This window comes from Paraburkholderia sp. CHISQ3, assembly GCF_030464945.1.
GTDB classification, from domain to species: domain Bacteria; phylum Pseudomonadota; class Gammaproteobacteria; order Burkholderiales; family Burkholderiaceae; genus Paraburkholderia; species Paraburkholderia megapolitana.
This window is the reverse complement of record NZ_JALPRG010000003.1, coordinates 128990-142240: the sequence shown is the minus strand read 5'-3', so window position 1 is coordinate 142240 and position 13251 is coordinate 128990. Positions and strand designations below refer to the sequence as shown.

Annotated in this window: 16 protein-coding genes; 9 read left to right on the top strand and 7 right to left on the bottom strand. The window is 62.2% G+C overall.

Annotation, left to right across the window (positions count from 1 at the left end):
* Positions 1 to 21 precede the first annotated feature (21 nt).
* Entirely contained in the window at positions 22 to 1155 is a 1134-nt protein-coding gene (locus M0D65_RS07750) for an acyl-CoA dehydrogenase family protein (protein ID WP_266252144.1), read from the bottom strand.
* 263 nt (positions 1156 to 1418) lie between these two features.
* Between M0D65_RS07750 and M0D65_RS07745 the strand changes: the two genes are divergently transcribed.
* The 3 genes from M0D65_RS07745 (at position 1419) to M0D65_RS07735 (ending at position 4467) form a co-directional block, all read left to right on the top strand.
* A complete protein-coding gene (locus M0D65_RS07745) occupies positions 1419 to 2468 on the top strand; it encodes an AraC family transcriptional regulator (protein ID WP_266252143.1) in 1050 nt (349 codons plus the stop codon).
* A gap of 113 nt (positions 2469 to 2581) precedes the next feature.
* On the top strand, positions 2582 to 3883 hold the full coding sequence (locus tag M0D65_RS07740; RefSeq protein WP_091007143.1) for an NCS2 family permease: 1302 nt from the start codon (positions 2582 to 2584) through the stop codon (positions 3881 to 3883).
* A gap of 53 nt (positions 3884 to 3936) precedes the next feature.
* Positions 3937 to 4467: a cytochrome b gene (locus tag M0D65_RS07735; protein WP_091007145.1), complete on the top strand. Its 531-nt coding sequence runs from the start codon at positions 3937 to 3939 to the stop codon at positions 4465 to 4467.
* Between the two features lie 78 nt (positions 4468 to 4545).
* Here the strand turns inward: M0D65_RS07735 and M0D65_RS07730 are convergent, their stop codons facing one another.
* Positions 4546 to 4836, bottom strand: a complete 291-nt coding sequence (locus tag M0D65_RS07730) for a DUF1488 domain-containing protein (protein WP_091007147.1) — start codon at positions 4834 to 4836, stop codon at positions 4546 to 4548.
* A 377-nt stretch (positions 4837 to 5213) separates the two neighbouring features.
* On the opposite strand from M0D65_RS07730, the gene M0D65_RS07725 reads away from it, so the two are divergent.
* The 3 genes from M0D65_RS07725 (at position 5214) to M0D65_RS07715 (ending at position 8734) form a co-directional block, all read left to right on the top strand.
* On the top strand, positions 5214 to 7166 hold the full coding sequence (locus tag M0D65_RS07725) for a sigma-54-dependent Fis family transcriptional regulator (RefSeq protein WP_266252508.1): 1953 nt from the start codon (positions 5214 to 5216) through the stop codon (positions 7164 to 7166).
* 136 nt (positions 7167 to 7302) lie between these two features.
* On the top strand, positions 7303 to 8433 hold the full coding sequence (locus M0D65_RS07720) for a VIT1/CCC1 transporter family protein (protein ID WP_266252142.1): 1131 nt from the start codon (positions 7303 to 7305) through the stop codon (positions 8431 to 8433).
* A gap of 7 nt (positions 8434 to 8440) precedes the next feature.
* On the top strand, positions 8441 to 8734 hold the full coding sequence (locus tag M0D65_RS07715; RefSeq protein WP_266252141.1) for a 2Fe-2S iron-sulfur cluster-binding protein: 294 nt from the start codon (positions 8441 to 8443) through the stop codon (positions 8732 to 8734).
* A 118-nt stretch (positions 8735 to 8852) separates the two neighbouring features.
* Here the strand turns inward: M0D65_RS07715 and M0D65_RS07710 are convergent, their stop codons facing one another.
* From M0D65_RS07710 to M0D65_RS07690, 5 genes are all read right to left on the bottom strand, one after another.
* Entirely contained in the window at positions 8853 to 9371 is a 519-nt protein-coding gene (locus tag M0D65_RS07710; protein WP_266252140.1) for a hypothetical protein, read from the bottom strand.
* Between the two features lie 229 nt (positions 9372 to 9600).
* Complete coding sequence (locus tag M0D65_RS07705) at positions 9601 to 10026, bottom strand: type II toxin-antitoxin system HigA family antitoxin (protein WP_266252139.1); 426 nt, start codon at positions 10024 to 10026, stop codon at positions 9601 to 9603.
* On the bottom strand, positions 10014 to 10295 hold the full coding sequence (locus tag M0D65_RS07700; RefSeq protein WP_266252138.1) for a type II toxin-antitoxin system HigB family toxin: 282 nt from the start codon (positions 10293 to 10295) through the stop codon (positions 10014 to 10016). The genes M0D65_RS07705 and M0D65_RS07700 overlap by 13 nt, the downstream gene beginning before the upstream one ends.
* 153 nt (positions 10296 to 10448) lie before the next feature.
* On the bottom strand, positions 10449 to 10640 hold the full coding sequence (locus tag M0D65_RS07695) for a DUF1653 domain-containing protein (RefSeq protein ID WP_266252507.1): 192 nt from the start codon (positions 10638 to 10640) through the stop codon (positions 10449 to 10451).
* A 71-nt stretch (positions 10641 to 10711) separates the two neighbouring features.
* Positions 10712 to 11419, bottom strand: a complete 708-nt coding sequence (locus M0D65_RS07690; protein ID WP_301718281.1) for a transcriptional regulator — start codon at positions 11417 to 11419, stop codon at positions 10712 to 10714.
* Positions 11420 to 11617: 198 nt separating this feature from the next.
* On the opposite strand from M0D65_RS07690, the gene M0D65_RS07685 reads away from it, so the two are divergent.
* The 3 genes from M0D65_RS07685 (at position 11618) to infA (ending at position 12898) form a co-directional block, all read left to right on the top strand.
* Positions 11618 to 11833 (top strand): hypothetical protein, encoded by a 216-nt coding sequence (locus M0D65_RS07685; protein ID WP_091007165.1) that lies wholly within the window; start codon positions 11618 to 11620, stop codon positions 11831 to 11833.
* 474 nt (positions 11834 to 12307) lie between these two features.
* Positions 12308 to 12589, top strand: coding sequence for a hypothetical protein (locus M0D65_RS07680; protein WP_091008793.1), 282 nt, complete (start codon positions 12308 to 12310; stop codon positions 12587 to 12589).
* 21 nt (positions 12590 to 12610) lie between these two features.
* Positions 12611 to 12898, top strand: a complete 288-nt coding sequence (gene infA / locus M0D65_RS07675) for a translation initiation factor IF-1 (protein WP_091007167.1) — start codon at positions 12611 to 12613, stop codon at positions 12896 to 12898.
* Positions 12899 to 13251 lie beyond the last annotated feature (353 nt).

Below are 13251 nucleotides of genomic sequence, written 5' to 3'. Positions count from 1 at the left end.
CTCTGGCGGATTATTCTGCGCTCAAACCTGACGCGCGATCACCATTCTCTGTACTTCGCTGGTGCCTTCGTAGATCTGCGTAATGCGGGCATCGCGGTAGTGACGCTCGACCGCGTAGTCCTGCAGATAACCGTAGCCGCCGTGGATCTGGATCGCATTCGAGCAGACCTCTTCGGCCATTTCCGATGCAAACAGTTTTGCCTGCGATGCCTCGGACAGACACGGCAGCCCCGCACTGCGCAGACGCGCCGCGTGATGCACGAGCAGCCGCGCGGCGTTCAGCTGTGTCGTCATGTCGGCGAGCAGATTGGCGATGCTCTGGTGTTCCTTGATCGCCTTGCCGAACTGGACGCGCTCGTTCGCATACGCGCGCGCCGCTTCGAATGCCGCGCGCGCGATGCCAACCGCCTGGGCCGCGATACCGATCCGCCCGCCCTCGAGATTCGACAGCGCGATGCGCAAGCCGTCGCCGCGCGTGCCGAGCAGATTCGCTTCGGGTACCGCGCACTGATCGAAGGAGATCGGGCAAGTATCCGACGCGCGGATGCCGAGCTTTTTTTCGGGAGGCCCGACGTTGAAGCCCGGTGTATCAGTGGGCACGATGAAGGCCGACAGGCCGCGCTTACCCAGTTCCGGATCGGTGACCGCGAAGACGATCGCGAGGTCGGCGCGCGAACCGTTCGTGACGAACTGCTTGCTGCCGTCCAGCACCCACTTACCATCGCGCAGCGTCGCGCGTGTGCGCAGGTTGCTCGCTTCGGAACCCGCGTGCGGCTCAGTCAGACAGAACGCGCCAAGCTTGCGGCCGGTCGCGAGGTCGCGCAGATAGCGCTGTTTCTGGTCCTCGTTGCCGAAGCTCAGAATCGGCCCGCAGCCGACCGAGTTATGCACACTCATCAACGTTGCGCAGGAAGCGCAACCCACGGCCACCTCTTCGAGCGCAAGCGCATAGGCAATGTAGTCGGTATACGAGCCGTCCCACTCCGACGGCACGATCATGCCGAGCAGCCCGAGCGCGCCCATCTCGGTCACCACTTCCGGCGGCAGCCGGCTCTCGCGATCCCACTGCGCCGCGTTCGGCGCGAGCCGCCCGGTTGAGAAATCGCGCGCTGCGTCGCGGATCATCCGTTGATCTTCGGTATAGAAATCGTTCATTGCGTCCGCCTTTCGTGCGTGTTCATAGCGACTTTATCGCCGTTGCGACAAAGCGTGCCCCGGCCCAGTGTAGGCAACCTGCTGGACAGGTTCGATGCCGGGGCCGATCATTCTGGATGAGCGCATTTGCCATACTCACATTTGCGCTCGCAGCAATTGCGGCTTAAGGACCTGCGCGGGCGACCACAAATCAGCTCATCAACTGAGCGAATTTGCCAGCCTTCGTCCCGCCGCACAACCTTCACCTACCAGCACGATGCCCGATGAAAAGCGACAAGGGAACCATCTCCGTCAGTCTCGTCGAGGAAACCCTGGCGCTCGCACGCGCCGGCGGCCTCGACGTCGGGCCGCTCGTCGAAGCCGCCGGCATCGCGCCGCCGATGCTCGCCTCGCCCAAAGGACGTGTCTCGCCTGAGCAATACGGCGCGCTGTGGGCCGGCATCGCTCGCGCGCTCGACGACGAGTTCTTCGGCCAGGATTCGCATCCGATGCGCAGCGGCAGCTTCATCGCGATGACCCATGCCGCGCTCGGCGCGCGCGATGGCGCGCATGCGCTCTCGCGTGCAGTCGGCTTCATGCGGCTGATTCTCGACGATCTGCGCGTGGAGATCGACACCGACGCGACGCGCGTGCGCCTGGTGTTCACGCATCGCGAAGGCACCCCACTACCGACGATGTTCGCGTATGCGACGTACTTCATTCTGGTCTACGGCCTGGTCTGCTGGCTCGTGGGACGGCGCATTCCGCTGCAGCAGGCACGCTTTCGTTGCGCGGAGCCGCCGGCCGCGCACGAATACCGCTTGATGTTCTGCGACGACATGGCGTTCGGGCAGCCCGCGTCGTATGTCGATCTCGCGCCCGATTTCATGAGCCTGCCGGTCGTGCAGACCACGCGCTCCGTCAAACCGTTCCTGCGCGATGCGCCGGGCAGCTTCGTCGTCAAGTACCGCAACCCTGGCTCGTTCGCCGCGCGGGTACGCAAGACGCTGCGCGCCCTCGCTATGTCTGCATGGCCCGCCGCCGACCAGATGGCCGCATCGCTGAACGTCGCGGAGGCGACGATGCGCAGACGGCTGAAGCAGGAAGGCCACACGTACCAGTCGATCAAGGACGACCTGCGCCGCGATATCGCGATCGCCGAGTTGCAGGACACCGACCGGACGATCGCGGACATCGCGCAGGCGGTCGGTTTCGCGGAACCGAGCGCGTTTCATCGCGCGTTCCGTAAGTGGACCGGCATGCGGCCGACTGACTACCGCGCAGCACGCGCAGCAATGCACCATCCGCCGCGAGCGCGGCAAACCGTCACCTGAAGCCCGATCCTGATTACAATTCAGCCTGCGCATACCCCGGCCCCGGCCGCACTCATGCAGACGGCCGCCGCACCTCACCCTTCGATCCCCTCACATAACAAGAGATCCGGCTCATGAACTCCGTCAAACAGTATTTCGGCTTCGACGAAGCGGGCACGAACCTGCGCACGGAAGTGCTCGCGGGCCTCACCACCTTCCTGACGATGGCCTACATCGTCTTCGTCAATCCGTCGATTCTCGGCGATGCGGGCATGCCGAAAGACGCCGTGTTCGTCGCCACCTGTCTCGTCGCGGCACTCGCCTCGCTGATCATGGGGCTGTACGCTAACTACCCGATCGCCTGCGCACCCGGCATGGGGCTCAACGCGTACTTCGCGTACACGGTCGTCAAGGGTATGGGGTTCACCTGGCAGGCTGCCCTCGGCGCGGTGTTCATCTCAGGGTGTCTGTTTCTCATCGTGACGCTGTTTCGCGTGCGCGAGGTGATCGTCAACGGTATTCCGCATTCGATCCGCATTGCGATTACCGGCGGCATCGGGTTGTTCCTCGCGATCATTTCGCTGAAATCGGCCGGCGTCGTGGTCGGCAATCCGGCTACGCTCGTCACGCTCGGCAACCTGCACGATCCGCATGTCGTACTCGCGATCATCGGCTTCTTCACCATCGTCACGCTCGACTTCCTGCGCGTGCGCGGCGCGATCCTGATCGGCATCGTCGGTGTGACGGTGCTTAGCTTCTTTTTCGGCGGCAACCAGTTTCATGGTGTCGTCTCGGCGCCGCCGTCGATCGACACGACGCTGTTTCATCTCGACATCCGCGGTGCGCTGTCCGCCGGTGTGCTGAACGTGATCCTCGTGTTCTTCCTCGTCGAGCTGTTCGATGCGACCGGTACGTTGATGGGTGTCGCGAACCGCGCCGGGCTGCTGGTCGAAGGCAAGATGCACCGGTTGAACAAGGCGCTGCTCGCCGACAGTACCGCCATCCTTGCGGGCTCCCTGCTCGGCACGTCGTCGACAACCGCGTATATCGAAAGCGCCTCGGGCGTGCAGGCTGGCGGGCGCACCGGCATGACGGCGATCACCGTAGCCGTGCTGTTTCTCGCCTGCCTGTTCTTCGCGCCGCTCGCGGGCGTTGTGCCCGCTTACGCGACCGCACCGGCGCTGCTGTACGTGTCGTGCCTGATGCTGCGCGAAATGGCCGAACTGCCGTGGGACGATGCAACCGAAGTCGTCCCGGCCGCACTCACCGCACTGCTGATGCCGTTCACGTATTCGATCGCAAACGGCGTCGCGTTCGGCTTCATTTCATACGCGGGGCTCAAACTGCTGACCGGACAGGCGCGCAAAGTGAAGCTCGTCGTCTGGGTCATCGCGGCGGTCTTCCTGTTCCGGTTCTTCTATCTCGGCGCGGAATAGCCGCTGTTACAGACCCTGTTCGCACGCCCAGGCCGGTTACCGGAGCAGCCCATATGCATTCCCGTTCGTCCGCCGACCGCTATTCGCGGCCGGCCATCTTTTTCCATTGGGCGATCGTCCTGCTGATCGCACTCGCCTATCTGGCCATCGAGATTCGCGGCCCGAAAGGCAGCGACAGCCGTGTGTTCTGGACCGCGCTACATCTGTGGGCCGGCACGCTCGTGCTCACGCTCGCGATCCTGCGGCTGCTATGGCGCCTGTGGCGCCCCGCGCCGCCTGAGGTCAATACGAACGTGCTGCTCGCGTTTCTCGCACGGCTCGTCCATCTCGCGCTCTATGTGTTCATTTTTGCGCAGCCGCTGCTGGGCATGCTGATGGTCAATACCGGCGGGCATCCGGTCACGCTGGCCGGATTGAATCTGAACATCACGCTGGTCGGCGCGGACCCCGCTGCCCGTGCAGCGCTGAAAACCCTGCACGTGCTGCTCGGCAACGCGTTCTATTGGGTGATCGGCGTGCATGCGCTCGCGGCGATCGGGCATCAGGTCATATTCCGCGACCGGACGCTACAGCGGATGCTGTAACCGCTTTCGACCTTTGGGCCACGCGAATGCCGCGCGCCGGCATCGAGCCAGCGCGCGGAAGCAAGAGTTGGGAAGAAATCAGTTGCGCCAGTTCGCGTTGTAGAACCGGACGTAGCCGCTGCGCAGTACGAGACACTGCGCGCGCGTTTCCGACAGCAGACGGCGAGTGGCTGCCTCGATCCGCTCGCGATGCGTATCGAATGCGCCGACCATATCTTCGAGCCGCGTCGATGCCGCCCCGAAGTGATCTTCCAGCGCCTCGGCGGTGATCATGCATTCCACCCTTTCGCCGTCGACCAGGGCCGGAAATGCCAGGGTCAACTCGGGCCCCGAATACGCCGGGGTTTCGTACGGGAAATTGATCTGCATGGGATTCACCTTCGATTGACCAACCGTCTCGGGGCCGCGCCTGCTTCTATTGAGCCTGCCTCCCTGTGATCTCACGCGCGGGCTGCCCAGCCGGGCTGCGGGGGAAACGCCCACTTTCTCCGGCTGATCTTATTCACTTTAGACGACTTCCAGCGCGCTGCAAGTTTTACTGAGCCTGCCCGCGCTGTCGCGCTCCGACGCGGGGTAGATGGGGCACCGCCTGCGTGAGTTCCATGCGCTGCGATCCTGTACCATGGTTGCTCGGCCGCGCCGCGCCAGCGGCATTTGCTGCAGTGCACGCAGTTCGCCGCGCAAGGCAACGCACCTTGCAACGCCACCGATATCACCGGAGACAAGCAGTGACCCATCGTCCCGCCATGCCCTCGACGGCCGGTCGGCCCGACGTGATCGCGCAGGCTCATGCGCGTTCGCTGCAGGTCGGACTGCGAGCGTCCGAAATACCCGATTTCCAGCCACTCGCACGTTCCATGCTGCGCAGCGTGATCGAGCGTAACCAGTCGCTCTACACGCACGCGTTACCGGTAATGGAAACGCTGCACGCACAGATCGTCGATACGCAAAGCATGGTGGTGCTCACCGACAGCAACGGCGTGATCCTGCACAGTCTCGGCGACAGCGACTTCATCGAAAAGGCCAACCGCGTGGCGCTGTGCCCCGGCGTTTCGTGGGCCGAAAGCGACCGCGGCACGAATGCGATCGGCACCGCGCTCGTCGACGGCCAGCCGACTGTCGTGCATGCCGGCGAACACTTCCTGCAAGCGAACCACATCCTCACCTGCTCGTGCGCGCCGATCGTCGATCCGTTCGGCAACACGATCGGTGCGCTCGACGTGAGCGGCGACACGCGCGGCTTTCACAAACACACGCTGGCGCTCGTGCGGATGTCCGCGCAGATGATCGAGAACCACCTGTTCTCGAACCAGTTCGCCGATGCCGTGCGGATTCATTTTCATGCACGTGCTGAATTCATCGGTACGCTGTTTGAAGGGCTCGCTGCGTTTACGCCCGATGGCCTCTTTCTGTCGGCGAATCGTAGTGCACTGTTTCAATTGGGACGGCCGCTCGGTGGCATGCTGCGGCAGCCGTTCGAAGCGCTGTTCGGTTTCGGCTTTCCTGCGCTGCTGCAGCAGGTGGCACGCGCACCCGGCGAAGCCATGACGCTGACGCTGCCGAGCGGTGTGCGCGTCGTCGCGCGCGGCGAATTCAATGCGCCGCGCGAGCGGATGGCGACTGCGCTGACGAAATTCATCGAGCGCCACGATGTGCTTGCCACATCGGGTGCACGCCCGGCAACGCAAGCCGCCGATGCCATCACGCTCGCCGCGCTCGATACCGGCGACGCGCAGATCGCCGCGATCCTGCGCCGCGTCGAGAAAGTGCACGGACGCGATATTCCGATTCTGGTGCTCGGCAAAACCGGCACCGGCAAGGAATGGATCGCGCGCGCGATCCATCAGGATTCGCCTCGTCGCGACGCGCCGTTTGTCGCGGTGAATTGCGCGTCGCTGCCAGACACGTTGATCGAAGCCGAACTGTTCGGCTACGAAGATGGCGCATTCACAGGCGCGAAAAAACGCGGCAGTGCGGGCAAGATCGTGCAGGCGGACGGCGGCACACTGTTTCTCGACGAGATCGGCGACATGCCGCCTGCGCAGCAGGTCCGGTTGATGCGCGTGCTACAGGAGCGCACAGTCGTGCCGCTCGGTGGCACACGGGCGGTGCCGGTCGATCTGCGGATCGTCTGTGCGACCCATCGCAACCTGCGCGCGATGATCGAAGCGGGCACGTTCCGCGAAGACCTGTACTACCGGATCAACGGGCTCGTCGTCACATTGCCTGCGCTTGCCGAGCGTACCGATCTCGCCGCGCTGGTCAGCCGGATACTCGAACAGCAACGCGACAGCGAACGGATTCCGCTGCGCGTGTCGGCGGCTGTGCTCGAGCGCTTTGCGCGCTGCCGCTGGCCCGGCAACCTGCGGCAACTGGCCAACGTGTTGCGCACGGCCGGCATCATGGCCGAAGGCGCGGCGCAAATCGACGTCGAACATCTACCTGATGATTTTCTGCAGGACTGCATTGCCGATGCGACCGGTGTCGACGACAGCGTTACCGCATCGGAATCCGCAACGATCGATGCCCCTGCGATGCAACGCCCAACAACGTCCGCGCACCGGATGGAAGACTGGCAAACCACCTTGATCGAGCAGACACTCGCGCGACATCGCGGCAACATATCGGCGGCAGCACGCGAGCTGGGGTTGGCACGCAATACGGTCTATCGCTTCCTGCGGCGACGCGACGCGCACTGACCTGCGCGCGGTTAATGGCTAGACCACCGGGTGGGCACCGTTCTCTGCGGATCAGCGAACGCACCACCTGACATGACATCCACGTGCCAGGGTAAGCTTCGAGCGTACCGAATGCAGGCTCGTACGCCGACCCGACATGGCTTCCCGACACGATCTCAAGCGCTTTCGCACCAACCTCGCCGACGAACTCGATAGCGCAACGCTCTACGAGACGCTGGCGCGCATCGAAAAAGACCCCGCGCGCAGCAAGCTATACGGCCAGCTGGCCGCTTCCGAGCGTGAGCATGCCCGCATCTGGCACAACAAGCTGAGCGCGAACGGCATACGCGTGCGGCCGCATCGGCGCAGCCTCAAGACCCATCTGATGCGCGTGCTGATCCATACGTTCGGGCCATCGTTCGTGCTGCCGTCGCTCGCTGCCGCCGAATACTCGGACCGCGACAAGTACGCAAACCAGCCCGACGCAGCGCACCTCTCCGCCGACGAGCATCGTCACGCAGCCGCCGTCCAGGCCGTCGTCACCGAGGACAAGCAAAAGCGCACCTCGGTCGGCGCGCAGATCGCAGACGCGGAGGCGTGGCACAAGGGCGTGACATCGGGCAACGATTTGCGCGCCGCAGTGCTCGGCGCAAACGATGGTCTCGTATCGAACTTCTGCCTGATCATGGGCGTGGCTGGCGCGGGTACCGGCAACAAGGCGATCCTGCTGACCGGACTCGCCGGATTGATCGCGGGTGCATGCTCGATGGCGCTCGGCGAATGGCTGTCGGTCACCAACGCACGCGAACTGGCGCGTACGCAGATCGCGAAGGAAGCCGATGAAATCGAGCACACACCCGATGCCGAGCGCAACGAACTGACGCTGATCTATCAGGCGAAGGGCATCGATGCGGAAGAAGCGCGGCGCGTTGCCGACCAGATCATGCGCGACAAGCAGAAAGCACTCGACACACTCACGCGCGAAGAGTTGGGTATCGATCCGGCAGAACTGGGCGGCAACCCGTGGTCGGCGGCGGGCGTGTCGTTTTGCCTCTTTTCGCTCGGGGCGATTTTCCCGGCGATGCCGTTCCTCTGGGCGCACGGTGTCGTCGCGATCTATCAGTGCATCGGTTTGAGCGCGTTCGGTCTTGCCGCAGTCGGTGTGTTCACGTCGCTTTTCAACGGGCGCAGCGCTGCATTCTCAGCGTTTCGCCAGATCGCGATCGGGTTGGTCGCCGCGGCCTTTACTTACGGCGCGGGACGATTGCTGGGCGTGTCGATCTCATGAGGACCTCATGAGCGAGCGCGTATTTTCGGTGCGTGTCGAACCGCTCGGACAGACGTTCGAAGCACCCGATTCGCTCACGGTCCTCGAAGCTGCGGGCTTTGCGAACTTGCGGTTGCCGCGCATGTGCCGCAACGGCACATGCCGGACCTGTCTATGCCGGATGACGAGCGGCGAAGTGCGCTATCTGATCGAATGGCCCGGCGTGTCGCGCGAGGAAAAGGCGGAAGGTTTTATCCTGCCGTGTGTGGCGGTAGCGCAGGCGGATCTGGTGATCGAGGTACCGGACGCGACCCTGGAGTGACGACCGTGCGTGCGTCGATCCAGAATCGGTCCGGCATATGCATCTGTGCCAGTTCGAAGTATTCGGCTCACTTCCAGGCTGCAAGACCAACCTGGCCTCGCTGCGCCATGCACTTTTCTTAATGAGGCTTCACAGCAAGCAACTGATGAATCTCGTCCTTATGCGCCTCGTAGAACGCCATGTTGGCCGGGCTCACGTCCTTCGGGGGACCTAGTTTCTTCGCCAGTTCCGGGTCGCGGGTCAACTGCATGTCGCGCATCCTGGCGCTTGCCAGGATGAACGTGCCCAGCACGGCCTGCCGTGCCGTCAAACCATGACGCTTCAAGATATCCATTTCGCCGGAATTCTGTTCTATGGCGACGGTGAACGTATCGAGCGTGGGCGTTTTACCCGAGGTTTGTTTCTGGATTTGACCCGGGTGCGTACCAACACCTTTTGCCTGAACCTCCTGGTTGGCGGCCCCAAAGCGTTGCACGAAGTCTTCCGTCAACGTGAAATTCTGAACTTCATCCTGCTCGGTGGGCGTCAACGCGTGCGCAGCCGGCGAGCCTAGTACCGTCATGCACAGCAGCAACGCCCCCACTGAAAATCTCGCGTCCCGGAACCCTCTACTCAATCGTTCAAATACTCCGCTCATGTCATTACCTCCGGATAGATGCATAAATGCGCGCTTCGTTGCGGAAATCGTACGAAGGCGCTCATAGACAGATGCGCGCAATTTCAACGCGCAGCACATGTCAAACGATGCAATCCGTTTTTTTTGTAAGGGAGTGGGGTCTAGGCATGCGCGTATTTCGGCATGCAGAGATTTCAGTGGTACCGGGATGAAGTTCCCGGCGACCGCATCAGTAGACCTGAGAGTCAGATCAGAGAAAGATGGCCGGATTGACGCCAAAGCGCTCGGAGACCGCGCGGATTTGCCTCACGTTGAGCTCTCGCTTTCCGCTAAGAATCTCGGACACGACGCCCTGGCTTCCGATTTCCGGCAAGTCGGCCTGGCGGACATCGTTCTCGAGCATCAAATACTTCAAGATGTCTCCGGCTGGAACGTTTGGCAATTGGTGGTGTGCGTCGTCATACTCACCGATGAACTCACCCAACGCGTTCACTAGTGCCGCCAGCCTATGATTTTCGTCAGCAGCGCCGGCGTCGAGCAACCCATTCAGCGCACGCACTGCAAAGTCGTAGTCCTCATCCGAAGTGATGGGACGCAGCGGAACCTTGTGCGAAATGGCTTCGAAGTGCTCTGACAGATCCTTGATGTCAGCACGGGAAAATTTCAGCGCGTCCATTTGTCGTACTCCTTGTGCGTGAAAATGTGCCGCACATGCAGCCTCTGAGCATCAAAGTACACGGCTGCAACCAGCCTGAACTTGTTGCCGCCAATATTGAAAACGTAGAGCCCCCCCACCTTATCAACTGAGTTGAAGGCTCGTTTCAGACCCGCAAAATTCGTGAAAAAAATAGCCTCAACGGTCTTTCGCCAAATTTGAAGTGGAATGCCAGCATCGGGATGCTTCACCGAAAAATCGACCAGCGCCTTGTTGGAAATGACTCGCATGAACATGCAAAAGATAGTATCTCAACTTGAGATACGCTGTAAACATCATTCAACCAGCGGTCTGCCGGTCGACCTCGGACTGCCGGCAAAGTATGACTTCGAGGCCTCGCCTTGTACCCTCGGCCTAACGGACTACTCAAAAGAAATCGACATTCAATTGACCAGCGCAAACCGCGCAACCAACCGCCCCTCGTGCTCAACCTGCTCGAAGAACACGGAAGCCGGACGCGTCCAGATCGTTCCGTTGTGCGCGCGGTAGACCACCATCGTCACGCTCGGGTCGGACTCGAGTGTAGCCTCGCAGACGAGTTCATAAAGACCGCCCTTGTAGTGCCGGTAGCGCACGGTTTTCTTTTCCTCAAAGGAGGTAGTGGAACGGGTATTGCGATCGATACCTTCGGGCTTTTCAGGCGACATCAACTTGCACTCTCCTTCATCTGCTTCAGATGTTTATAGACCGTCGCGCGCCCCATACCCAGCACGCTCGCAACATAGTCCGCCGAGCTGCGGCCGCGAAACGCGCCTTCCGCATACAGCGCCTCGACCAGTTCGCGTCGATGTTCGCGCGTGAGACCGTTCAGGCCGAGTTGCCGTTCGCGCAACCAGCCGTGCAAAAACGTGTTGATGCGCTCCTGCCAGTCGTCGCGAAACAGCTCATCGGGCTGTGCCACGATACCGGCACCTTTGATGAAAATATCGAGCGCCGAGCGCACGTCTTCGAACACAGCGATGTTGAAGTTGATGCACATCATGCCGGCCGGCTGACCGAGATCGTCGAACAGGACGTTACTCACGCAGCGCATCCGCCGGCCGTCCCAGTTCAGCTTTTCATACGGACCGATAACGCGTTCGCGCGCGGAACGGCCGATTTCCTCGAGCGCGGAATCGTCGCCGATCTCGCGCTTCGACAGGTTGTTCGAGAGATACAGCACCGTCTGGTCATGCAGGTCGTGAATCACGACCTCGGCGTAAGGGAAAAAAAGCGCGGCGATGGCGTCCGCGATCGGCGCATAGCGCGTCAGCAGCAGGTCCTTCACAGGAGAGGCTTTTTTCTTGCGCATCGAAATCGCTACCTTCGGTGGATCGGCGGCGCGCTGCCTGGGCAGAGCGGAAACAGCCGGGATGGATTCAGTCTTCTTAAACAGGCAAAACGCCCGCCCCGCATTGTAGCCACACCGACCGGCACGTTTCGCATAACAGCGAAGCACACGGAAAGCGCGGCGAGACCAACCGTCGCACACAACACCGTCGTGAATTTTGTCCGCCTGCACCGGTCTTTTTGACATGCGATAACGGGAGCATCCCTTTACCGGAGCAACCCGATGGCCACGCTCGAAGCGTTCCGTGCCGTGCTCGACGACGAACGCACGCCCGAGATCATTCGCAATCACATCATCGATTCGCTGCAGTACACGCTGCGCAATCACGGACAGGTCTTCACTGCGAAGGAAGTCGAATGGCTCGCCGTCTGGGACGACGCGCGGATTCCGCTCGCCGCGTCCCGGGAACTGAAAAAGCGGGTCGTCGAACCCGGTTGAAACCGGCTCTATACCCTTGCCTACCGGCGGCTCCGCCCACGGCGGATGCCCGCATCTTCCGGTCGTCCAGCGGGGCGTCGGAACATTCCACTATCCAAAAAGCCGCATTTAGGGCATCATAGCGGGATAGTTGTAGCCCGCAGTATTGCTGTACCAGTCGGCTGTACCGACCGGCATTTCCGCAACACCCCCGACTGCTCGAGACCGCCGCCTGCCGGCGGTCCCGTCATTTCGGCAATGCGCTGCACGCATTCGCCGTCGCGAGTTGCACAGCTTTTCATGCGCCCGGCATCCGCGCGATGCCAGCGTGTTTCTTCTCCATCGAATCCGCGCGTTCGCGGCTGCGTTCAAGCCCTCGTTTGGGCCTGAGCCAGGCTTTTTCCATTGCGGCGCGCCCTCGTGCGCGGCGCCGCTGAGCTGCTGTGGCCGCGCCCTGCGCGAAAACTGCGGCAACGTACTACACAGGACATGTTTATGACTCAAGCTGTAAAGACCTACAAAGGTTACGAAATTCATCCGCTGATCTACCCGCGCCGCCCGGCGGAGGGCCAGCCGAGCCGACGGCCCGATGCGGGCTACGAGGCTTCGGTACGCATCTGCCGCGTCGGTGCGAATCCGGCTGCAGACGGCCGCGTATTCCGCCTGCCTTACCTCTGGCCGTTCGAAGCCTCAGGCAAGGCACGGCTTGCGTGCATGGCGCACGCGGAACAACTGATCGACGGCCGTGTTGACGGCCAGTCGGTCGCCGATCTTTGATTCATCGCCGAGGAGCTATGCATGGCAAAAGAAGAACTGCTTGAACTGGACGGTATCGTCGACGAAGTACTTCCGGATAGCCGCTATCGCGTCACGCTCGACAACGGCGTCGTGGTAGGTGCCTATGCGTCCGGACGCATGCGCAAGAATCACATCCGTATTCTCGCGGGCGACCGCGTCACGCTCGAACTCTCGGTCTACGACCTGACCAAAGGGCGGATCAATTTCCGTCACAAGGACGAGCGCGCCGGCGGTGGCGGCGGTGGTGCTGGCGGCAACCGGAACGCGGCAGCACAGCGTCGCCGTTGATAAGGCATGCAGCCATCGCGGCTGCATGTTGCTGGCGTCACATCGAAGTTCCTCGTCGTCCGGTTCATCGGCGAACCACGTCGCGCGTCTGCATCGGCCCAGTCCGGCCGGTGAGACGTGCAGCGACGATGAGGCGTTGTATCGGGACACCCTCCATCGTCCCGCCTGGGTAGCCGCATCGGCGACGCCCTCTCGCTCGCCCCCCCCAACTCATCGCTGCGCCACATCTGTGCAGCGCCGCAGCATGCGCACAGGCGCGGTGCGCCATGCGCGAGCATCGCTCGCCATAACCCGCTCCGGCGCCGCGAAATCACCGCGAAACGCCAGATGGCATACAGGTTGCTTAATACGTT

Bases quoted from the DNA above. Each gene is read 5' to 3' on its own strand.
- M0D65_RS07750 (WP_266252144.1), bottom strand. From the start codon at position 1,155: ATGAACGATTTCTATACCGAAGATCAACGGATGATCCGCGACGCAGCG.
- M0D65_RS07745 (WP_266252143.1), top strand. From the start codon at position 1,419: ATGAAAAGCGACAAGGGAACCATCTCCGTCAGTCTCGTCGAGGAAACC.
- M0D65_RS07740 (WP_091007143.1), top strand. From the start codon at position 2,582: ATGAACTCCGTCAAACAGTATTTCGGCTTCGACGAAGCGGGCACGAAC.
- M0D65_RS07735 (WP_091007145.1), top strand. From the start codon at position 3,937: ATGCATTCCCGTTCGTCCGCCGACCGCTATTCGCGGCCGGCCATCTTT.
- M0D65_RS07730 (WP_091007147.1), bottom strand. From the start codon at position 4,836: ATGCAGATCAATTTCCCGTACGAAACCCCGGCGTATTCGGGGCCCGAG.
- M0D65_RS07725 (WP_266252508.1), top strand. From the start codon at position 5,214: ATGCCCTCGACGGCCGGTCGGCCCGACGTGATCGCGCAGGCTCATGCG.
- M0D65_RS07720 (WP_266252142.1), top strand. From the start codon at position 7,303: ATGGCTTCCCGACACGATCTCAAGCGCTTTCGCACCAACCTCGCCGAC.
- M0D65_RS07715 (WP_266252141.1), top strand. From the start codon at position 8,441: ATGAGCGAGCGCGTATTTTCGGTGCGTGTCGAACCGCTCGGACAGACG.
- M0D65_RS07710 (WP_266252140.1), bottom strand. From the start codon at position 9,371: ATGAGCGGAGTATTTGAACGATTGAGTAGAGGGTTCCGGGACGCGAGA.
- M0D65_RS07705 (WP_266252139.1), bottom strand. From the start codon at position 10,026: ATGGACGCGCTGAAATTTTCCCGTGCTGACATCAAGGATCTGTCAGAG.
- M0D65_RS07700 (WP_266252138.1), bottom strand. From the start codon at position 10,295: ATGCGAGTCATTTCCAACAAGGCGCTGGTCGATTTTTCGGTGAAGCAT.
- M0D65_RS07685 (WP_091007165.1), top strand. From the start codon at position 11,618: ATGGCCACGCTCGAAGCGTTCCGTGCCGTGCTCGACGACGAACGCACG.
- M0D65_RS07680 (WP_091008793.1), top strand. From the start codon at position 12,308: ATGACTCAAGCTGTAAAGACCTACAAAGGTTACGAAATTCATCCGCTG.
- infA (WP_091007167.1), top strand. From the start codon at position 12,611: ATGGCAAAAGAAGAACTGCTTGAACTGGACGGTATCGTCGACGAAGTA.